Below are 21033 nucleotides of genomic sequence, written 5' to 3' on the forward strand. Positions count from 1 at the left end.
GGGCTGAGCAATGTGCTGGCCTTGATGGCTAAAAGCCTCAGTGCCGTACGCTCAGGCCGTAGCTTTGCGCGCCAACGCAAACGCGCAGCCAGCCGAGGTTGTGAGGGCTACAAACCGACGCGCTGAAGAAACACCACCGCCCAACCTCCGTGCAAAAAAGCTGGCCACAAGCGGTCAGCATAGGCTCGTCCGGAGAACGAGAAATCTCGCCTAGACAGCCGGAACAGACGATGCTCACATCACCGCCAGCCCAGCTAGACCGCCTGATTGAGCGGCAGAGGCCTGGTCATCGCCCGACGGCCATGGCGGCTGGCTGCTTCGGGGGGGTTGCCTTGGGCAGGGCTGCAGCTTAGGTTGATGACATTGGGCTTTAGCCCGTCCCGAGTGAGCGAAGCGAACGGTTTGAACCAGTTGTTATGCTTTAGTGGTAATTTCTTTGATCGAGCCACTCGACGCATTTGGTCTTTTGATTGACCTGAACAAAAATCGTACCACTCGTTAGTTTTGCGCATGAATCAAAACCGGTGTCTTCTAGGTTTTTTATGCCTGAGTGATACTCAGATAAAAACTCTAGGAAAATATTAATTATTTCGTTGTAGTTGTTTTCTTCAGAAGGTTTGGGAATCAGCAATTTGAACTTTTTTCCATCGTTTGCTTCGGCAAATATTGAGAATGCTAACGAGTATGGATTTCCAGTGCTTAATTTTCCGGATGAGCCAGAAAGTATCGGTTCAATTCGTGGGGTTGACATTATTTTTGTAGCTAGGCCAGAGAGTTTTGCATTGAGTGCGAGGCCATGAGCCTTACCCAGCTCATTGAAAAAGCCACCGAAGTATGATTTGGCTATGAAGATCATCACTAAAGTTGGAATAAACCACTCTATGCATGCTTGCGGCCCGCTCGGCGGTCTGGAATCAACTAATATATTTAGCTCTTCGTTATCAAACGATGTCCTAAATTCTTCAAAAATCTCGCTCGGCAAACTGTCTTCATATATTAGCGCTATATCAGGCTTCTGCATTTTTGCTCCTGCATGCATAACGCCAGCATAACCGGTGAAGCAAGCTGCTGCGGTTTTTGCACACAAAAATCGCAACAGCTTGCGGAGTCCGAGTTGATGCTTTTGTTAGCTTTTACGCAGCTACAAGCATCCCCTCATTCGGGCGATCAGAATCAGAGCGGTCATCTTTCTCAGCTGCATAAGTTGATTGAGCTGTGCTTGTTGACGCGCCTGAGCCATAAATTTTCTGAGCATCAGGATTTGCAGGAGTCCAACTCCATTCATCTTGAACAATCTCATCGTTACTTGGAGCTTCTAGAAATTTCATAGCGAATACTTTCATTTTTCACCCTTCTTTTTTGATAAAAAACTTACAATTGAATCCGATATACCTAAGCCAGTTAAGTCTTCAATCCATAGCCATTGCCCCATTGTGTTGATTTCTAAAAAATGCCACTCGCCAGATGGCGTAACAATAAAGTCTAAAGCACCAAATTCAAGATCTAGAGACGTCATGAATTTATTGACCTTCTCTCGAATTTCGCTAGGAGGCTCTATTGGATGATGCGGTGTATTTGGAATGTCATACCTCCTCCAGTCAATACTTGCTAATTTTGATTTTTGAGATTGAATTTGGCACACATGATGATCTTGACCGACCACTGTGTACCTAACCTCATAGTCTTTTTCTACATACGCCTGAAGAACAATTGGATTTTCATTGATGTCGCCGAAGTCACAGATTTCAGCCTCTGAAACTTTGTTTACATATAAGCCTTTGAAGCTTCCGTCGGAGTCCTGATAAAACTCTTGATTCATGAGCTTCAAAACCACATCACCATAAATATCGATAAAATTGCAAAGCTCCTTCTTGTCATTGCTTACAATTAATGGTGGCAATGTGAATCCAATATTTCTTGCCATATCCATCTGTAGATATTTATTTTCTGCTTGATATGACTTTGCTAATGGATTTAGCCATTTTACGGTCTTTAATGTATTGTACAGCCCAAGCAATGTTTTATTCCATTCCCCACGCCATATTTTAAATCCTGGATCGTTTATATTAGCCTCCTCTAAGGAGACTTCAACAAAAGGTCGGCGCACCCAAACCTTATCTATCTGATCTGAGTTAATCGAAAGATCATTCTGTTGAATACTCCATTTCTCCTCAAAAAATGTAATCCTTGAAGACTTCAGTGAATCTGTATCCAAATCAAATCTAAAGTATTTTTCATTGCTTCTATTCAGCTTTCCGCATACGACATCAGCGTGCTTGTCAAACTTATCACTTAATACCAATATCATTGTCTATCATTCTCCTCTGATCGAATTTCTGGCAAAGCTAACAGTGATTAGACGGAAGGCGGTACTAACGCGATAGTAGAGCCTTCCATCTAACTCCGCACCATCATCATGGTTACCCTGGGAAATTCTTTTTAAAATCATGGCATTACCAGCCAGCTCCTGATCCTTGGGCGTATTCGCTTGACTTCCTCTTTTGCCTCATTGCTTACAGTTGCTCAAAAAACAGCCAGAACACCCTGTTTGTGTTCCGCGCGCTAAGCCTTGAACGCCCAGGCCATGTATCCATCGGCAAATGGCGCTTCGCCATGAGGCGTTGAGCTTCGTCATGAAGCTGTCCGTTTGCTGAAGCTATATTCCTTTTACTGCTTGTTGCAACTTGCTGACTGAACTTTTTGATTTTGCTACGGTCTTGCCCTCGTCCGGGAGCAGGCTTTTGTTTGCGCCCGGCGTTCTTGCGGCCTGCGCTTTAGCGATGGTTTCGCTGAGCGCAGGCCCTTCGCGACGGTGAGAGGCCATGATCGATATAAGAAACCTGACCAAGCGTTTTGCGCAGCACACGGCAGTCGATGACTTGTCGTTCCAGGTCCAGCCAGGGGAAGTGCTGGGCTTTCTCGGCCCCAACGGGGCCGGCAAATCCACCACCATGAAGATGCTTACCGGCTTTCTCGCGCCGACCTCCGGCACGGCGAGCATCCTCGGCTGCGATATTCAGACCCAGACCCTCGAGGCCCAGCGGCAGATCGGTTATCTGCCGGAGGGTGCGCCGTGCTACGGCGACATGACGGTGCGTGGTTTTCTTGAATTTATCGCCGAGGTACGTGGCTTTCGCGGTGCCGAGAAGAAGCAGCGCGTGCAGCGCGCGGTGCAGCAGGTGGAGTTGGAGAAGGTGCTGGAGCAGAGCATCGAGACGCTGTCCAAGGGCTTCAAGCGCCGCGTTGGCCTGGCCCAGGCGATTCTGCATGATCCGCGTGTGCTGATTCTCGACGAGCCCACCGACGGCCTCGACCCCAACCAGAAACATCAGGTGCGCCAACTGATCCAGGGCCTGGCGCAAGACAAGATCGTGATCATTTCCACCCATATTCTCGAAGAGGTCACGGCGCTGTGTACCCGCGCGGTGGTGATCGCCCAGGGCCGCCTGCTGGCCGATGGCACGCCGCTGGAGTTGGAAAGCCGCTCGCGCTATCACCAGGCGGTGACGCTGGTGGCCGATGAGGCGCTGGACCAGGCAGCTCTTGCGGCGCTGCCGGGCGTTGCCGGTGTCGAGGAGAACGCCCGCGAGCACAGCCTGAGCGTGCTGGCGCAGCCGGGCGAGGTGATCTTCCCGCAGGTCAATGCGCTGATTGCCGAACGCGGCTGGAAGGTCAAGGAACTCAATGTGGAACGCGGCCGGCTCGATGAAGTGTTCCGCACGCTGACCCGGGGAGAGCAGTGATGACCCAGTTGCCCGTGATCTTCAAACGCGAGCTGGCGAGCTACTTCGCCACGCCGCTGGCTTATGTGTTCATCGTCATCTTCCTGGTACTGTCCGGGGTGTTCACCTTTTATCTGGGCGGTTTCTTCGAAGGCGGCCAGGCCAATCTCTCGGCCTTCTTCAATTTCCACCCCTGGCTCTATCTGTTCCTGGTGCCGGCGATTGCCATGCGCCTGTGGGCGGAGGAGCGCAAGTCCGGCTCCATCGAGCTGCTGATGACCCTGCCGATCACCCGCTTCGAGGCGGTCACCGGCAAGTTCCTGGCGGCCTGGGTGTTCGCCGGCATTGCGTTGCTGCTGACCTTCCCGATGATCATCACGGTCAACTACCTGGGCGAGCCGGACAACGGCGCCATCGTCACCGGCTATATCGGCAGCTGGCTGCTGGCCGGCGCCTATCTGGCCATCGGCTCGTGCATGTCGGCGCTGAGCAAGAACCAGGTGATCGCCTTCATCCTCGCGGTCAGTGCCTGCTTCCTGTTTATCGTCAGCGGTTTTCCCATGGTGCTCGACGCCTTCGCCTGGGCGCCGCAGTGGCTGGTGGACGCCATCGCCTCGCTGAGCTTTCTGGTGCGTTTCGACGCCATCAGCAAGGGCGTGATCGATTTGCGCGACCTTTTGTATTTCCTCTCGCTGATCGCCGCCTGGCTGACTGCCACCGCTGTGGTCATCGACCTGAAGAAAGCCGACTGAAGGAACGCGCCCATGAAAAAGCTGATCTATTCCGGCGCCGGGTTGCTGCTGATCGCGGTGGCCTTTCTCGCCTTCAACCTGCTGGCCGGCCTGGGCCTGGGCGGTGCGCGCCTGGACCTGACCGAGCAGAAGCTCTACACCATCTCCGACGGCACCAAGCAGATCCTTGCCGAGCTGGACGAGCCGATCAACCTGTACTTCTTCTATTCGGACAAGGTGGCCAAGAACCTGCCGGCGCTGCGCACCTACGCCCAGCGCGTGGAGGAGATGCTCAAGGCTTACCAGGCCCAGGCTGGCGGCAAGATCCGCCTGCATATCATCGACCCTGAGCCGTTCTCCGAGGACGAGGACAAGGCCGCGCAGTTCGGTCTGCAGGGCATCCCGCTGCAGCAGGGCGGTGACTCGATCTACTTCGGCCTGGCTGGCACCAACGGCCTGGACAACACCCAGGTGATCCCGTTCTTCGCCCTGGATCAGGAGGAGCATCTGGAGTACGAGCTGAGCCGCCTGGTGCAGACCCTGGCCAAGCCGGAGCTGCCGGTGGTTGGCGTGCTCTCCGGGCTGCCGATGACCGGTGGCTTCGACATGATGGCGCGGCAGCCGACGCCGCCGTGGATGGTGCTGGAGCAGGTGCGCCAGTTGTTCCAGATCGAGCAGCTCCAGAGCGATGTCGACCAGATTCCCGACAAGGTCTCGGTGCTCTGGCTGGTGCATCCGAAGAACCTGCCCGAGCAGACCCTGTACGCCATCGATCAGTTCGTGCTGCGCGGCGGCAAGCTGATGGTGTTCGTCGATCCCTATGCCGAGGCCGATACCGGTGATATGCCGGGTGAAGTGGCGGTGGACCGGGCGTCGAATATCGAGTCGCTGTTCAAGGCCTGGGGGCTGCGCATGGTGCCGGACAAGGTGCTCGGTGACGGCTCCTACGCCATGTCGGTCAACCGTGGTCAGGGCCAGCGTCCGGTTCGTCACGCTGCCTGGCTGAGCCTGCCGCGCAAGGCGCTGGATCAGACCGATATCGCCACGGCTGGGCTGGAGAACGTCACCGTCGCCACCGCCGGCATTCTCGAGCCGGTGGAAGGGGCGAAGACGCGCTTTACCCCGCTGATGCAAAGCTCCGAATACGCCATGCCCTTCGACGCCCAGCGCTTCGCCATGCTCAGCAACCCCGAGGAGCTGATCCGCGAACTGGAGCCGACCGGCGAGCGCTACACCATCGCTGCGCGTATCGACGGTCCGGCGCAGAGCGCCTTCCCCGATGGCATCGAGGGGCGCAAGGACGGTCTCAGGCAGGCAGACAACATCAACGTCATCGCCGTGGCCGATACCGACATCCTCAGTGATCGCATGTGGGTGCAGGTGCAGGACTTCTTCGGCCAGCGCATGCCGCAACCCTGGGCGGATAACGGCAGCTTCACCATCAACGCGCTGGACAACCTGACCGGCTCTGAGGCGCTGATCAGCGTACGTTCGCGTGGTCGCTTCAGCCGTCCGTTCGTGGTGGTCGAGGAGCTGCAGCGCGCCGCCGAACAGCGTTTCCGTGACAAGGAGCAGGCACTGCAGGCACGCCTGGCCGAAACCGAGCAGCAACTGGCGGCGCTACAGCAAAGCGACGATCCAAACCTGGAGCTCACGCCTGAGCAGCAGGGCGCGTTGCAGCGCTTCATCCAACAGAAGCTGGAGATTCGCAAGGAGCTGCGCGAGGTGCGCTACCAGCTCAATGCCGATATCGAGGCGCTGGGCCGCACGCTGAAGATCATTAATATCGCCCTGGTGCCGGCGCTGCTGACCCTGGGCGTGTTGGCGTTGTGGCTGTGGCGGCGCCGTCGTCGCGCGTGAGGCCGATACCAGTTGGTGGGGCTGAGGGCTCCACCTGTGGGAGGCGCTTCAGCGGCGACAGTCGCGGCTAAAGCCCCTCCCACAAAGAGCGTGCGCAGGGTGGATCACGCTTTACCGATCCACCGCTGCGGTGGATGTAAAACGCGATATCCACGCGCATAGTCATTCACTTGTGAGGAGATCATGGGACGTAAAGGTCTGATCGCATTGATCATCATCGTGCTGCTTTGCGTGCTGGGTTACCTGGCCGTGCAGCGCGGCCAGCAGCAGAGCACGGCGCAAGTCGAGTCGGCGCCCTGGCTGGCAGCCGAACAGGGCTATCTGAATACGCTGCAGGCGCTGGAGATCGAGGCGCCGGGGCAGCCCTCGGTACGCATCGAGCGGCGTGAAGATGGTTGGGTGGTGCCGGCGAAGGCCGACTATCCGGCGGCGCCGCAAGCGCTGGCCGAACTGCTGCGGGCATTGCGTGAGGCGCGCACGCAGGAGGCCAAGACCGCCAACCCGCAGTGGCATGCTCGTTTGGGACTGGCCGAGGAGGGGGCGGCTGATGAGCAGGCGCTGCGTCTGAAGCTGCACTTCGACGGCCATCCCGACCTGGGGCTGCGCTTGGGTAATCCGTCTCAGCAAGGCAGTGGGCAACTGGTGCGTCGTGCCGGCGAGAATCAGGTCTGGCTGATCGATCAGCAGTTGCAGGTGCCGACGCGTGAGCTGGACTGGCTGGATCGGCGTGTCACCGACATTCCCTTCACGCGCATCGCGCGCCTTGAGCTGCGCTACGCCGATGGCGAGAAACTTACCCTGACGCGTGCCGATGCCCAGCAGTACAACTTCGCTGTCGCAGAGCTGCGCAAGGAGCAGAAACTCAGCTTCGAGGGTGCGGCCAATGGTGTCGCACTGGTCTTCTCCAACCTGCAGTTCGCTGATGCCGCGCCGCTGGCGCAGATAGGTTTCAAGCAGGCGCCGGTGCTGCAGTTCAGCCTCAGTGGTTTTGCCGAGGAAAAGCTCGAAGGAGCGTTGTACAAGCAGGGTGAGCAGTATTGGTTGGTGCTTGGCGAGCGTGAAGGTTTCAACGCCGCAGAGGTGAGTGCGCGCAGTGACTGGGCATATCGACTGGAGCCTGATCAGGTGCAGCGGCTGGCGAAGAAGTTGCGCGATCTGTTAGTCAAAAGCCCATAAAACGAGCTGTAACCCGCATATCTTCTGGGTTCGTGGCGGTTTTGAAAAAGTGCTTTTCAGTCACAATCCATGCTTTATACTCGGCCTTCGACTGCAGCAAGAACGCGAATCGCTTGACCTGCTCCATGCTCGATTGCCGGGGGTGGCGAACGCTGAGAAGAGCGTTTTTACCGAGCCGTCAAAGCGCCTTCGGGACAATAAAAACATAGCGAGTTTGGAGAAGTTGGTAATGGCAGATCGTGAGACGGGAACCGTCAAATGGTTCAATGATTCCAAGGGTTACGGGTTTATTCAGCGCGAAAGCGGCCCGGACGTATTCGTTCACTACCGCGCCATTCGTGGCGACGGCCACCGCACCCTGGTCGAAGGCCAGAAGGTCGAGTTCGGTGTGACCCAGGGCCAGAAAGGCCTGCAGGCGGAAGACGTCTCCGCGGTCTGAGCTCCAGCTCGAAATACAACAAGGCCCGTCGATGACGGGCCTTGTTGTTTGTGGGCGCTGTATTCGTAGGGCGGGTTTCGCGGGTAGCTCCCCTCTCCCATTCATGGGAGAGGGGCTGGGGGAGAGGGCCGAGAACACCGCGAAACTGCCTGCTGGCTCCAACCTCTCCGAACGCGGCCCGCCCTAACCCTCTCCCCAGAGGGGAGAGGGCACTGAACGCGTCCGACCGTCGCTTAAGTGAACAGCGTTACCGTCGATGATCGGCCTTGTTGTTTGTGGTCTGTTTGGGCCGCGAAGGTGAAGAACACTGTACGGATGAAATCCGGAAAATGCGCTGATCCGCGGATTTCATTGGGCTACGGGCGAAGCTAATCACCCCACGCAGCTTTGCGTAGGAGCCCCGCCCCGGGGCGAAGCTTTGTCGTCCTGATTCGCTGTCGATTCAAAAATCTCGTAGCGTGAGACCCCTGACCCTCTCCCGCCCTTCGGGCACCCTCTCCCGCAAGCGGGAGAGGGTCATCAGATGGCCGCCAAGCGGCTAATGCCAGTCAGTTAAGCCGTTGCACTCGATCTTTGTAGGAGCCGGCTTGCCGGCGATCCGCCATAAAAAGCATCGCCAGCAAGCTGGCTCCTACGAAAAGCGCCCCCTCTACTGCAAGTAGGAGGGGGTGGTGACGAACTTATCTGATCAGCATTAGCCAAGCGGCCGCTTTTATTCAGTACGCCAGACGATTTCGGTTTCACCATCGGCGTCGACCTTGATCCAGCGGTCGGCTTGCTCGTCGCTTTCATCCTCGACCCAGGTGCCGGGTGCGCAGCGAATCTGTACGCCGAGCGCGGCATGGGCGGCGCGGGCGCAAGCCAGGTCGTCGGCCCAGGGCGTGGCGTCGCTTTCCAGGTACAGGCTGTGCCATTTGCCCACGGCTTTCGGCAACCAGGTCACCGGCACGTCACCGGCCTTGCACTTGAAGGTCTGGCCTTTCTGCTGCCAGTCGCTGCATGGGCCAAGTGCTTCACCCAGCCATTGCGCCACGGCATCACGTTCGGCGTCTTTGAGGTAGATCTCGATGTCCGGTTGGCGCATTAGGTTCATTCCTGAGTTTTGACGATCCAATCGTAGCGGATGGCGACGGTAACTTCGAAGGGCTCGGCGATCACTGCTTCACGGCGTTCGGCACTGGCGCGCCAGCCGTGTGGCGTCATGGCCAGCAGGTCGGCGCGGGCCTGGGTGTCGGCCAGGTGCAGCGGGAACAGCAGCGTCTCACTGTGGGCCAGGTGCATACCCGCAGGGATCAGCGCCAGGTGCTTTTCGTCGTCGTAGTCGCGTACTTCGTCGTACAGCTTCTGGCGCAGTTCCATCAGGTGCACGCGGGTTGGGCCCATGCGCAGCAGGCCGCCGCCGGGTGCGAGCAGGCGTTTGGCTTCGGCCCAGTCGAGCGGGCTGAAGACGCTGGCCAGTAGGTCGCAACTGGCATCGGCCAATGGCACACGGGCCATGCTCGCCACCAGCCAGCTCAGCTGCGCAGCACGTTTGCATGCGCGTTTCACCGCCTCGCGGGAGATATCCAGGGCATAACCGTCGGCGGCGGGCAGGCCACGGGCGATCTGTTCGGTGTAGTAACCCTCGCCACAACCGATATCCAGCCAGCGCGCCGGCTTGTAGTCGGCAGCCAGTGTGGCCAGGCGTGCGGCCAGCGGTGCGTAGTGGCCACCCTCGAGAAAACGCCGGCGCGCCTCGACCATGGCGGCGTTGTCGCCGGGGGCGCGGCTGTTTTTGTGTTGCACCGGCAGGAGGTTGTAGTAACCCTGCCGGGCGCGATCGAAGCTGTGGCGGTTTGCACAGGCCAGGCCGCTGGCGCTCGGCTCCAGCGGCGTCTGGCAGATGGGGCAGATCAGGCTCATGCGAGGAGTTTTACCAGCGTCTGATAGTAAATCTCGGTGAGCAGATCGAGGTCGCTGGCCAGTACGCGCTCGTTGATCTGGTGGATGGTGGCGTTGACCGGGCCGAGCTCGACCACCTGAGTGCCCAGGGTGGCGATGAAGCGACCGTCGGAGGTGCCGCCGCTGGTGGACGGCGTGGTCTCGCGACCGGTGACGTTCTTGATGCTGGCGGCCACGGCGTCGAGCAATTCGCCCGGCTGAGTGAGGAACGGCAGACCGGACAGCGCCCATTCCAGGTGGTAGTCCAGACCGTGCTTGTCGAGAATGGTGGTGACGCGCTGCTGCAGCTCCTCGACGGTGGATTCGGTGGAGAAGCGGAAGTTGAACACCGCCTTCAGTTCGCCGGGGATGACGTTGGTCGCGCCAGTGCCGGAGTTGAGATTGGACACCTGGAAGCTGGTCGGCGGGAAGTAGTCGTTGCCATGATCCCAATGTTCGGCGGCCAGTTCGGCCAGCGCCGGGGCGGCCAGATGAATCGGATTCTTCGCCAGGTGCGGGTAGGCGACGTGGCCCTGTTTGCCGTACACGGTGAGGGTGCAGCCGAGGGAGCCACGGCGGCCGTTCTTCACCACGTCACCGAGCAGAGTGGTGCTCGACGGTTCGCCGACGATGCACCAGTCCAGGCGCTCGTTACGCTCGCGCAGGCGCTCGACCACCGCCTTGGTGCCATGCTGAGCCGGGCCTTCCTCGTCGCTGGTGATCAGGAAGGTGATGGCGCCCTTGTGGTTCGGGTAGTCGGCGACGAAGCGCTCCACGGCAATGATCATGCTCGCCAGGCTGCCTTTCATGTCCGCTGCGCCACGGCCGCAGAGCATGCCGTCTTCATCGACGCGCACGTCGAACGGCTGGTACTGCCAGGCGTCCAGCGGGCCGGTGGGCACCACATCGGTGTGGCCGGCGAAGCACAGCACCGGGCCGTCGCCACCACGTTTGGCCCAGAAGTTCTCCACCTCTTCGATGCGCATGCGCTCAACCTCGAAGCCGCACGCGGCCAGACGGCGCATCATCAGCTCCTGGCAACCTTCGTCGACCGGAGTCACGGACGGACGGCGGATGAGGTCGAAGGCGAGTTCCAGGGTCGGGGTGAGGGTGGCGGTCATTGCGGCTCCGGTACGGCGGCTAGCGTGAAGGCTGGCCATATTACCGTGAAAGTCGCGCAGCGACGCCATCCTTGATGCCCTTCTCCCTCTGGGAGAAGGTGGCGCGAAGCGCCGGATGCGGCGTACTGCTTGACGACGGCTAATGCCGATCAGATAAGGCTGCCAAAGCGGCCTTTCGTAGGAGCTCCGCCCCGGGGCGAAGCTTTTCAATTGCGCATCGCCCTGGTTCGCGGCGGGGCGCCGCTCCTACGCATTGGCAACGTCGACGCTTAACTGACTGGCATTAGGCCGACGGCTGACCTGTTCGACAGGCTTGGGTGGGCAGGGTGCTATCTCTATAATGCGCGCCTTCCTGCAGGGGGTGTGATGGGTACTGACGATCAGCGATTCGGCGGCATAGCCCGGCTTTACGGCCAGGAGGGCTATCAACGACTGGCAGCGGCGCACGTGGCGGTAGTCGGCATCGGCGGCGTCGGTTCCTGGGCGGCCGAGGCGCTGGCGCGTTCGGGCGTCGGCGAGATTTCCCTGTTCGACCTGGACGATGTCTGCATCACCAACACCAATCGCCAGGTGCACGCCGTCGAAGGCGCGGTGGGCAAGGCCAAGGTCGACGAGATGGCCGCGCGCATCCGCGCCATCAACCCGGCTTGCGTGGTGCACGCGGTGGCGGATTTCGTTACCCGCGAGACCATGGCCGAGTACATCACCGAACAGCTCGACGGTGTGATCGACTGCATCGACAGCGTGCCGGCCAAGGCGGCGCTGATCGCCTGGTGCAAGCGGCGCAAGATCCAGATCGTCACCACCGGCGGCGCGGGCGGGCAGGTCGACCCGACGCAGATTCAGGTCACCGACCTGAACAAGACCTTCAACGACCCGCTGGCGGCCAAGGTACGCAGCCTGTTGCGCCGCGACTATGGCTTCTCGCGTACGCCGGGCCGCACCTACAGCGTCCCTTGCGTGTTCTCCACCGAGCAACTGCGTTACCCCAAGCCGGATGGCACGGTCTGTCAGGCCAAGGGCTTCGTCGGTGAAGGGGTGAAGCTCGACTGCGCGGGCGGTTTCGGCGCGGTGATGATGGTCACCGCCAGCTTCGGCATGGCCGCTGCGGCCAAGCTGGTAGACAAACTGGTGGCTGGCGCCCGTCGTCCGGCAGAGCGCCAATCGAAAACCTGAGAAACTTCCGTGCGCGCTGCGTTTGACTATGCTGGGCGAAGGGAGAGGTTGCAGTAGCCGACAGGGAGACGTCGAACATGATCCGTATCAGAGGTGATTTGTGTCGTACCTGTTTTGTAGCGTCTCGCTGAGAAGACGCTGGGCACGGATGCTCGCCTCCCTGACGCTACCTGTTTTGCTGGTAGCCCTTGGGCCCGTTCAGGCCGAGCCGCAGAAGCTGCGTATCGGCACCGGCGACTGGGCGCCCTATGTCGACCAGGAGCGCAGTGATGGTGGCGCTCTGGCGCGACTGATCAGCGCAGTGTTCGCTGAAGCGGGTTACCAGGTCGAATTCATCTTCCATCCCTGGGACCGCAACGTACTGATGCTGCAGCAGGGGCAGTTGCACGCGATCATGCCCTATAGCTGCAGCCCCAGTCGGCTCAATTACGGCATTTGTAGCGACCCGCTGGTGCGCGGGGAGATCGTTCTGTTCCATCGTCGCGATCAGGCGTTCGACTGGACCTCGGTCGAGGACTTGTTGAAGTATCACATCGGCACGACGCTGGGTTACTCCTACGGCCCGGCGTTCGACGATGCGCTGCAGGCTGGCCGCCTGAGCGTCGAGCAGAATGGCAAGGAGGACACCAGCTTTCGTCTTCTGGAGTTGGGGCGTATCGACCTGCATCCACAGGACCGCGCTGTCGGCTATGCCATGTTGAATCGTTTGTTTCCGGAAGATGGCGGTAAAATCGTGCATCATCCGCGGCAGTTGAATACCGAGCCGCTGCGCTTGCTGTTTCGCAAGGACGATCCTGAGAGTGTCAAGCTGTTGCGCGTGTTCAATGCCAGGCTGCGTGACTTTGCCCAGCGTGGTGACCTGCAGCGTCTACAGCAGGCGCTTAATTCCGGTAACGCCGATGACTGGAAACCCAGCACCTCGGCCCAGGCCGTGCGGGACTGAAGCGCACCTGCCTACCCCCTTCCTCCAAGAGTTTTCTGCATGCTCAATAACGATGTACTGCGCAGCTTGCGCTATTTGCTGGATGTCAGCGATGGCAAGCTGGAAGAGCTATGCCGGTTGGCGGATTATCCCGTCGAACCGGGCCTGATCTCGGCCTGTCTGCTGCGTGAGGACGAGCCTGGGTATCGTTCCTGCAGCGATGTGCTGCTGGCGCACGTGCTTGAAGGCCTGGTGTTTTACAAGCGTGGCAAGGACGTTAGCCGGCCGCGCCTGCCGGTGGAAAAACGCCTGAGTAACAACCTGATCCTGAAGAAGCTGCGCGTGGCCTTCGAGCTGCGCGACGACGATATCCAGGCGCTTTTGCAAGCGGTCGACCTGCCGATGACCAAGGCCGAGCTTGGCGCCCTGTTTCGCGCGCCGGGTCACAAGCACTTTCGCGAGTGCGGCGATCAGATCCTGCGCAATTTTCTGCGGGGGCTGACGTTGCGCGAGCGGGGCAAGAGCGACTGAAAGCTTCGCCCCGGGGCGGGGCTCCTACGCGATGGAGTGGCGGCAAGCGCCCCGCGACGAATGGTTTTTAGGCGGAGCGCCCCGCCAACTCGCGCATACGCTGCAGCACCGCGTTGAGACCATTGCTGCGCGAGGGCGATAGCTGCCGCTGCAGCCCCAACTGGTTGAACCAGTCGACCAGATCGACACTGGCCAGCTCGGCGCGAGGCAGACCTTCGACACGCGCCAGCAGCACCGCCAGCAAGCCACGCAGCAGGCGGGCGTCGCTGCTGGCGCGAAAGTGCAGGTGCTCGTCGCGTTGTTCGGCGATCAGCCAGACCGGGCTCTCGCAGCCATGCACGCGGTGCTCGTCGAGGCGTTCGGTTTCGCTCAATGGCTCCAGACGTTCGCCCCATTGCATCAGCAGGCGCGCGCGCTGTTCCCAGCCGTGGCAGGCGGCAAAGGCTTCCAGTGCTTCCTGAGCGGCGACTGACAGGCTCATGGCGAGAGACTCCCGTAGCATGTAGGAGCGGCTGGGCGGCATTCCGTTTCAGCTGCGATGCTCCGGGTGCCAATATTCGCGGCTGACGCCGCTCCTACGACGAACCATTGGCCGCGCTTCAACGCAGCAACTCCAGGGCGTTATCCAGAGCGCTGAAAAATCGCTGCAGGTCCTCGCTGTCGTTGTACAGACCCAGCGAGACGCGAATCGCACCACTCAGCCCCAGGCTTTTCATCAGCGGCATGGCGCAGTGATGCCCGGCGCGCACGGCGATGCCCTGTTCGCTGAGCAGGTGAGCCAGGTCGGCGTTATGTACGCCGTCGACGCAGAAACTGGCCAGCGCCAGTTGCGGCTCGCCGAGCAGACGCACGCCGTTGCGGCTTTGCAGGCCGGCCAGCAGTTCGGCATGCAGGGCCGCTTCATGACGTGCCACGGCGGTGTGATCCAGCCCGTTTAGCCAGTCCAGTGCTGCGCCCAGGGCTATGACCGCTGAAACCGCTGGTGTACCGGCCTCGAAACCCAATGGAGCAGGGCGAAAGCGCGCGCTCTGGTAGTCGGCATCGAGCACCATCTCACCGCCGAATTGCCAGTGCTGCAATTTGCCCAACGCTTCGCGGCGGCCATACAGCAGGCCGATGCCATCCGGGCCGTAGAGCTTATGTGACGAGCACACGTAGAAATCACAGCCCAGCGCCTGCAGATCGTGGCGACCATGCACCGCACCCTGCGCGCCGTCGACCACGCTGAATGCGCCTTGCGCGCGTGCCAGGGCCAGCAGCTCGGCAAGCGGTTGCCAGCGGCCAAGCACGTTGGACAGCTGCGAGACCGCCAACAGTCGGGTGCGCGGGCCGATCAGCCGAGCCGCTTGCTGCAGATCGATACTGCCGGTGTGATCCAGCGGCAATACCACCAACTCGAGATTGCGGCGCTTGGCCAGTTGCTGCCAGGGCAGCAGATTGGCGTGATGCTCCAGCGCGCTGATGACGACTTGCTCGCCCGGCTGCAGCAGATGCTCCAGGCCATAGGCCAGCAGATTGAGTGATTCGGTGCTGCCGCGGGTAAAGATGATCTCATCGCTGCCGGCCGCATTCAGCCATTGTGCCGCCTGGCTGCGTGTGGCCTCGAATGCGCGTGTGGCACGTTCGCCTGGCACGTGCTGGGCACGATGCACATTGGCCACGCCGCTGCCCAGGTAGCCGAGCAGGGCGTCCAGCACCGCCTGCGGTTTCTGCGCAGTGGCGGCGCTGTCCAGATAGGTCTGGCCTTCGGCTTCGAGGGCGAGTATGCCGGGGAAGTCGGCACGCCAGGGGGAGGTCAGTGACATGGTTTGTCAGATCCGCGTGGTTTTGCCCTCACCCCCGGCCCCTCTCCCGGAGGGAGAGGGGAGGTATGACGATCAATTGTGGGCGTGCAGGGCTTCGTTCAGCTCGACGGCCGACTTGTGGGTCTTGCACTCCACGGCGCCGGTCAGCGAGTTGCGACGGAACAGCAGATCCGGCTGGCCAGCCAGGTCGCGTGCCTTGACCACCTTGACCAGGGCGTTGCCCTCGTCGAGCAGGTTCACCTTGGTGCCTGCGGTGATGTATAGGCCGGCTTCGACGGTGTTGCGGTCGCCCAGCGGGATGCCGATGCCGGCGTTGGCACCGATCAGGCAGCCTTCGCCGACGCTGATGATGATGTTGCCGCCGCCGGACAGGGTGCCCATGGTCGAGCAGCCGCCGCCCAGGTCGGAACCCTTGCCGACGAAGACGCCAGCGGAAACGCGGCCTTCGATCATGCCCGGGCCTTCGGTGCCGCCGTTGAAGTTGACGAAGCCTTCGTGCATCACGGTGGTGCCTTCGCCGATATAGGCGCCCAGGCGCACACGGGCGCTGTCGGCGATACGCACACCGGCCGGCACCACGTAGTCGGTCATTTTCGGGAACTTGTCCACCGAGAAGACTTCCAGCAGCTTGCCCTTCAGGCGTGCTTCCAGCTGGCGCTCGGCCAGCTCGCTGAGATCGACGGCGCCCTGGCTGGTCCAGGCCACGTTGGGCAGCAGCGGGAAAATGCCGGCCAGGCTCAGGCCGTGCGGCTTGACCAGACGATGCGACAGCAGGTGCAGCTTGAGGTAGGCCTCCGGGGTGCTGGTCAGCGCGGCATCTTCAGCCAGGAAGGTGGCGACCAGCGGGTTGTGGCTTTCGGCCAGACGGGTCAGCAGAGCCGCTTGAGCGGCGTCCACGCCTTTCAGGGCTTCGGCCAGGTCAGCGGCCTGTGTGGTGGTGAAGGCGATGGCCTGGTTGCCGCCCTGGTAGCCGAGCTTCTCGGCGGCCTTGGCTACCAGCTCGCTGGCCGGATTGAGCAGCGGCAGGGCGTAGAAGACTTCCAGCCAGTTGCCCTGGCGGTTCTGGGTGCCAACACCAAAGGCGATGCTGTAAAGGGAGGTGCTCATTAGATGGGGTTCCTTGCAACGAAATCGGGTGAGGTTGATCAGGCCAGCGCGGCTTGGTAGTTATCCGGCTTGAAGCCGACCAGGGTCTTGTCGCCCAGGTCGAGTATCGGGCGCTTGATCATCGAGGGTTGGGCCAGCATCAGTTCGATGGCCTTGGCCTGGTCGAGATCGGCTTTCTGCGCGTCGTCCAGCTTGCGGAAGGTGGTGCCGGCACGGTTCAGGATGGTCTGCCAGCCATGCTCGTTGCACCACTTTTCCAGGTTTGCACGGTCGATTCCGACGCTCTTGTAGTCGTGAAAGGCATAGTCGACCTGGTGTTCATCGAGCCAGGTTCTGGCCTTTTTCATCGTGTCGCAGGCCTTGATGCCATACAGGACGTAACTCATTGATCTTCCTCTGATGAGTGGCGTGCCGGAAGGTCCGGGAAATACGGCGGGCCATTATGCCACGTCGCGTCCAGACGTGGCGGCGGCTGTCGCTGCGATGTGTTACGGAGTCGGAGACTAGCGGCTAAAGCCCCGCCCACAGGCTCTGCAGAGGCTCAGGCGCTGCGAATGAAACGGGCAATACGCTCGGCGGCCTCGATGCACTCGGCCAGTGGTGCTACCAGTGCCATGCGCACACGGCCGGCACCCGGGTTGACGCCGTTCACTTCGCGCGACAGGTACGAGCCGGGCACCACGGTGACGTGCTCGGTGGCGAACAGGTCATGGGTGAACAGGGTGTCGTCACCCGGAGTACGTGCCCACAGGTAGAAGCCGCCATCGGGGCGCTGTACGTCCATCACCGGGGCGAGGATGTCCAGCACGGCAGCGAACTTCTCGCGGTACAGGTCACGGTTGGCGCGTACATGTGCTTCGTCATTCCAGGCGGCAACGCTGGCCAGCTGGGTTTGTACCGGCATGGCGCAGCCGTGGTAGGTGCGATAGAGCAGGAAGTGCTTGAGGATGTCGGCGTCGCCAGCGACGAAGCCCGAGCGCAGACCCGGCAGGTTGGAGCGCTTGGACAGGCTGTGGAACACCACGCAGCGTTTGAAGTCGCTGCGGCCCAGTTCGGCGCAGGCGCTGAGCAGGCCGGGCGGTGGTGCGTCCTCATCGAAATACAGCTCGCTGTAGCACTCGTCGGCGGCGATGACGAAGTCGTGCACGTCGGCCAGGACGATCAGTTTCTTCAGCGTCTCGACCGGGATCAGGGCGCCGGTGGGGTTGCCTGGCGAGCAGAGGAAGAGAATCTGGCAGCGCTGCCAGATCTCTGTCGGCACGGCATCGAAGTCCGGGTTGAAGCCGTGGGCTTCCAGGCACGGCAGGTAGTGTGGTTCGGCACCGGCAAGGAACGCAGCACCTTCATAGATCTGATAGAAGGGGTTGGGGCTGACCACCAGGCCCTTGGCGTTGCGGTCGACCACCGCCTGGGTGAAGGCGAACAGCGCTTCGCGGGTACCATTGACCGGCAACACGTGGCGTGCGGCATCCAGCCAGCCAGTCGGCACGCCGAAGCGACGTTCGCACCAGTTGGCAATGCTCTGGCGCAGCTCCGGCAAGCCGAGCGTGGTCGGGTAGACGGCGAGCTTGTCGAGATTGGCGGTCAGCGCCTGGCCGACGAAGTCAGGCGAGCGATGCTTGGGTTCGCCGATGGACAGGGCGATGGCACGCTTGTCGGCCGGTGGCTGCACGCTGCCGAGCAGGGCGCGCAGTTTCTCGAAGGGGTAGGGCTGGAGCTGGTCGAGAGCTGGGTTCATCTATACTTCCGCAAATCAGATGGAAAATTGGGCCGGCTGGATACTGGGCTCGGACAGACGACGGACGATGGTTTCCTGCAGGCGTGCGCAGAGTTCGGGATCGGACAGCGGCTGGCCCTTGTCGTCGGTAATGAAGAATACGTCCTCGACCCGTTCGCCGAGGGTGGCGATCTTGGCGTTCTGCAACGACAGGTCGTATTCGAGGAAGATTCGCCCGATCCGCGCCAACAGGCCGGGGCGGTCCGGTGCGGTCAGTTCGAGGATGGTCACCGGGCGCTGCGCATCATTGTGAATGGTTACCTGCGGCGCGAAGGCGAAGTGCTTGAGCTGGCGCGGTACGCGGCGCTGGATGATGGTCGGGTAGTCGTCCGGGTTCTTCAGTGCTTCGATCAGGCCTTCGCGAATCTGCTGGATGCGTGCCGGGTTGTTGCCGATCGAGCCGCCGTCGGCATCCAGCACCACGTAGGTATCGAGGGTGAACTGGCTGGTGGAGGTGATGATCCGTGCGTCGTGAATGTTCAGGTTGAGCTGGCTCATCGCGGCTACGGTCACGGCGAAGAAGTCATGCTGGTCCGGCGCATAGATGAAGATCTGCGTGCCGCCCTCGAACTCGCGCTGGGTGGTTTCCTTCATCAGCACCAGCGGACCGCCATCGTTGGGATGCTGGAGAATGGCATCGGTGTGCCAGGCCACGTCGTTGGCCGTGTGGCGCAGGAAGTAGTCGTCGCCCAGCTGGCTCCACAGTTGTTCGGCATCGTCCGGGTCGGTGCCGCCGCGCACCAGGATGTCGAGGGCGGCGCTCTGGGTCTGGCGAATCTGCTCTTCGCGATCCAGCGGGTTTTCCAGGCCGCGGCGCAGGGCGCGCTTGGTCTCGGTATAGAGCTGGCGCAGCAGGCTGGCACGCCAGGAATTCCACAGGCTGGGGTTGGTGGCGTTGATGTCGGCCACGGTCAGCACGTAGAGATAATCCAGGTGCGTCTGGTCGCCGACGAACTGGGCGAAATCGTGAATCACCTGCGGGTCGGAAAGGTCCTTGCGCTGCGCGGTGGTGGACATCACCAGGTGGTGCTGCACCAGCCAGACGATCAGCGCGCTGTCCCAGGCCGGCAGGTGGTGGCGGCGGGCGAAGGCTTCGGCGTCCACCGCGCCCAGCTCCGAATGATCACCGCCACGGCCCTTGCCGATATCGTGATACAGGCCGGCGAGGTAGATCAGCTCCGGCTTGGGCAGCTTGTCGATGAGCTTGCTGGCCAGAGGGAATTTCTCTGCCAGCTCCGGCCAGCGAAACTTGCGCAGGTGCTTGATCAGGTTGAGCGTGTGCGCATCGACCGTATAGATGTGGAACAGGTCGTGCTGCATCTGCCCGATGATATGGCCGAACTCCGGCAAATAACGGCCGAGAATGCCGTAGCGGTTCATCCGCCGCAGGTTGCGATGGATGCCTTCCTTGCACTTGAACAGCTCGATGAACAGGCTGGTGTTGCGGATGTCCTTGCGGAACTCGTCGTCGATCAGGTGGCGGCTGTCACGCAGCAGGCGGATGCTGTCGGCACGTACACCCTTGATTTCCGGGTGCTGCGCCATCAGCACAAAGATTTCGATGATGGCGAAGGGCGTGCGCTTGAACACGTTCGGGTGGGTGACTTCGATATAGCCGTCGCGCACCTGGAACCGGCTGTTCAGGGGCGTGGCCGGGCCGCTTTCGCCGGCGCGCAGGATCACTTCCTCGAAGTGCTGGTTGATCAGGTCCGACAGCTCGGAAATCCCCATCACTACGCGGTAGTACTTCTGCATGAAGTGTTCGATGCTGCGCTTGCCGTCGCCGTCCTGATAGCCGAACAGGGCGGCGATCTTGGCCTGGTGATCGAACAGCAGGCGGTCTTCGGCGCGCCCGGCGAGCATGTGCAGGGCGTAGCGCACCTTCCACAAAAATTCCTGGCTGGAGGACAGCAGGGTGTATTCGCTTTCCAGCAGGAAGCCGTGGCCGACCAGGGCTTGCAGGTTCAGCGTGCCGAACTGGCGGCGCGCCACCCAGAGCACGGTCTGGATGTCGCGCAGGCCGCCGGGCGAGCCCTTGATGTTGGGTTCGAGGTTGTACTCGGTGTCGTTGTACTTGGCATGACGCGCTCTGCGTTCGTCGCGCTTGGCCAGGTAGAAGTGCTTGCTCGGCCACATCTGATCGGTGCTGGTCACCTGCTGCATGCGCTGGCGCAGGTGTTCGGGGCCGGCGATGGTGCGGCTTTCCATCAGGTTGGTGATCACCGTCAGGTCGGCGCGCGCCTCTTCGGCGCATTCGTCGACCGAGCGCACGCTCTGGCCGACTTCCAGGCCGATGTCCCAGAGCAGGGTGAGAAAGCCTTCGATCGGCTCGCGGAAGATTTCGTGATCATTGCTGCCCAGCAGGATCAGCAGGTCGATGTCCGAGTAAGGGTGCAGCTCGCCACGGCCGTAGCCGCCAACGGCGAGCAGGGCGATGTCGGCATCCTCGCTCCAGGTGAAGCGCTTCCAGGCTTCCTGCAGGATCTGATCGACGAACCAGGCGCGATCCTCGACCAGGCGGCGAATGTCACGGCCGGCACGAAAGCGCGCATCGAGCACTTCATGCGCGCCGCGGATGGCCTTCTTGAATGCGGCGATGGGGCTGGATTTCAGGGCCAGCTCGGCCTGGAACTGACCGCGGTCAAACAGTTCGGGGTCCATCTGCGGCATGCAGTTGCCTTCCTTATATAAGGTGGGGCGCGCTATGCGCACCACAAGCTTCAATGGTGCGCACGGCGCACCCTAC

Annotated in this window: 20 protein-coding genes; 8 read left to right on the plus strand and 12 right to left on the minus strand. The window is 61.0% G+C overall.

Annotated elements, in window-relative coordinates; all coding sequences use genetic code 11:
- Nucleotides 1–421 precede the first annotated feature (421 nt).
- The 3 genes from DBO86_RS11740 to DBO86_RS25850 form a co-directional block, all read right to left on the minus strand.
- Nucleotides 422–1021: a hypothetical protein gene (locus tag DBO86_RS11740; RefSeq protein WP_039964472.1), complete on the minus strand. Its 600-nt coding sequence runs from the start codon at nucleotides 1019–1021 to the stop codon at nucleotides 422–424.
- Between the two features lie 112 nt (nucleotides 1022–1133).
- Nucleotides 1134–1343 carry a hypothetical protein gene (locus DBO86_RS25845; RefSeq protein WP_146173199.1) on the minus strand — a complete coding sequence of 70 codons (210 nt, stop codon included), beginning with the start codon at nucleotides 1341–1343 and terminating at the stop codon, nucleotides 1134–1136.
- A complete protein-coding gene (locus tag DBO86_RS25850) occupies nucleotides 1340–2308 on the minus strand; it encodes an MvdC/MvdD family ATP grasp protein (protein ID WP_146173200.1) in 969 nt (322 codons plus the stop codon). The genes DBO86_RS25845 and DBO86_RS25850 overlap by 4 nt, the downstream gene beginning before the upstream one ends.
- Before the next feature lie 514 nt (nucleotides 2309–2822).
- Between DBO86_RS25850 and DBO86_RS11745 the strand changes: the two genes are divergently transcribed.
- The 5 genes from DBO86_RS11745 to DBO86_RS11765 all read left to right on the plus strand — a co-directional run bounded on the left by DBO86_RS11745 (nucleotide 2823) and on the right by DBO86_RS11765 (nucleotide 7928).
- Nucleotides 2823–3743, plus strand: coding sequence for an ABC transporter ATP-binding protein (locus tag DBO86_RS11745; RefSeq protein WP_108233752.1), 921 nt, complete (start codon nucleotides 2823–2825; stop codon nucleotides 3741–3743).
- Nucleotides 3743–4474, plus strand: a complete 732-nt coding sequence (locus DBO86_RS11750) for an ABC transporter permease subunit (RefSeq protein ID WP_003244158.1) — start codon at nucleotides 3743–3745, stop codon at nucleotides 4472–4474. The genes DBO86_RS11745 and DBO86_RS11750 overlap by 1 nt, the downstream gene beginning before the upstream one ends.
- 12 nt (nucleotides 4475–4486) lie before the next feature.
- Nucleotides 4487–6313, plus strand: a complete 1827-nt coding sequence (locus DBO86_RS11755; protein WP_108233753.1) for a GldG family protein — start codon at nucleotides 4487–4489, stop codon at nucleotides 6311–6313.
- 183 nt (nucleotides 6314–6496) lie between these two features.
- Nucleotides 6497–7489: a DUF4340 domain-containing protein gene (locus DBO86_RS11760; RefSeq protein WP_104727210.1), complete on the plus strand. Its 993-nt coding sequence runs from the start codon at nucleotides 6497–6499 to the stop codon at nucleotides 7487–7489.
- Nucleotides 7490–7718: 229 nt separating this feature from the next.
- Nucleotides 7719–7928, plus strand: a complete 210-nt coding sequence (locus DBO86_RS11765; RefSeq protein ID WP_004423973.1) for a cold-shock protein — start codon at nucleotides 7719–7721, stop codon at nucleotides 7926–7928.
- Nucleotides 7929–8640: 712 nt separating this feature from the next.
- Here DBO86_RS11765 and DBO86_RS11770 read toward each other — a convergent pair.
- The 3 genes from DBO86_RS11770 to dapE are packed head-to-tail and all read right to left on the minus strand — an operon-like array spanning nucleotide 8641 to nucleotide 10969.
- Nucleotides 8641–9012: a hypothetical protein gene (locus tag DBO86_RS11770; protein ID WP_074855675.1), complete on the minus strand. Its 372-nt coding sequence runs from the start codon at nucleotides 9010–9012 to the stop codon at nucleotides 8641–8643.
- A gap of 5 nt (nucleotides 9013–9017) precedes the next feature.
- Complete coding sequence (locus DBO86_RS11775; RefSeq protein ID WP_004423978.1) at nucleotides 9018–9830, minus strand: putative RNA methyltransferase; 813 nt, start codon at nucleotides 9828–9830, stop codon at nucleotides 9018–9020.
- The gene (gene dapE / locus DBO86_RS11780) at nucleotides 9827–10969 is read right to left on the minus strand and encodes a succinyl-diaminopimelate desuccinylase (RefSeq protein WP_084341456.1); all 1143 of its coding nucleotides are present in this window, start codon (nucleotides 10967–10969) and stop codon (nucleotides 9827–9829) included. Before dapE ends, DBO86_RS11775 begins: the two co-directional genes overlap by 4 nt.
- Nucleotides 10970–11335: 366 nt before the next feature.
- Between dapE and tcdA the strand changes: the two genes are divergently transcribed.
- From tcdA to DBO86_RS11800, 3 genes are all read left to right on the plus strand, one after another.
- A complete protein-coding gene (tcdA, locus tag DBO86_RS11790; protein WP_004423981.1) occupies nucleotides 11336–12145 on the plus strand; it encodes a tRNA cyclic N6-threonylcarbamoyladenosine(37) synthase TcdA in 810 nt (269 codons plus the stop codon).
- 148 nt (nucleotides 12146–12293) lie between these two features.
- Complete coding sequence (locus DBO86_RS11795; RefSeq protein WP_074855677.1) at nucleotides 12294–13088, plus strand: substrate-binding periplasmic protein; 795 nt, start codon at nucleotides 12294–12296, stop codon at nucleotides 13086–13088.
- A 39-nt stretch (nucleotides 13089–13127) separates the two neighbouring features.
- A complete protein-coding gene (locus DBO86_RS11800) occupies nucleotides 13128–13598 on the plus strand; it encodes a YehS family protein (RefSeq protein WP_004423985.1) in 471 nt (156 codons plus the stop codon).
- Nucleotides 13599–13665: 67 nt separating this feature from the next.
- On the opposite strand, the gene DBO86_RS11805 is transcribed toward DBO86_RS11800, so the two are convergent.
- From DBO86_RS11805 to DBO86_RS11830, 6 genes are all read right to left on the minus strand, one after another.
- On the minus strand, nucleotides 13666–14079 hold the full coding sequence (locus DBO86_RS11805) for a SufE family protein (RefSeq protein WP_004423988.1): 414 nt from the start codon (nucleotides 14077–14079) through the stop codon (nucleotides 13666–13668).
- Nucleotides 14080–14197: 118 nt separating this feature from the next.
- Nucleotides 14198–15403 carry an aminotransferase class V-fold PLP-dependent enzyme gene (locus tag DBO86_RS11810; protein WP_108233754.1) on the minus strand — a complete coding sequence of 402 codons (1206 nt, stop codon included), beginning with the start codon at nucleotides 15401–15403 and terminating at the stop codon, nucleotides 14198–14200.
- A gap of 72 nt (nucleotides 15404–15475) precedes the next feature.
- A complete protein-coding gene (dapD, locus tag DBO86_RS11815) occupies nucleotides 15476–16510 on the minus strand; it encodes a 2,3,4,5-tetrahydropyridine-2,6-dicarboxylate N-succinyltransferase (protein WP_004423993.1) in 1035 nt (344 codons plus the stop codon).
- A gap of 38 nt (nucleotides 16511–16548) precedes the next feature.
- Nucleotides 16549–16896, minus strand: coding sequence for an ArsC family reductase (locus tag DBO86_RS11820; protein ID WP_074855682.1), 348 nt, complete (start codon nucleotides 16894–16896; stop codon nucleotides 16549–16551).
- A gap of 155 nt (nucleotides 16897–17051) precedes the next feature.
- Nucleotides 17052–18248 (minus strand): succinyldiaminopimelate transaminase, encoded by a 1197-nt coding sequence (gene dapC / locus DBO86_RS11825; RefSeq protein WP_004424001.1) that lies wholly within the window; start codon nucleotides 18246–18248, stop codon nucleotides 17052–17054.
- A 15-nt stretch (nucleotides 18249–18263) separates the two neighbouring features.
- On the minus strand, nucleotides 18264–20957 hold the full coding sequence (locus tag DBO86_RS11830; protein ID WP_004424004.1) for a [protein-PII] uridylyltransferase: 2694 nt from the start codon (nucleotides 20955–20957) through the stop codon (nucleotides 18264–18266).
- Between the last annotated feature and the right edge of the window lie 76 nt (nucleotides 20958–21033).

This window comes from Ectopseudomonas oleovorans, assembly GCF_003052605.1.
GTDB lineage: Bacteria > Pseudomonadota > Gammaproteobacteria > Pseudomonadales > Pseudomonadaceae > Aquipseudomonas > Aquipseudomonas oleovorans_A.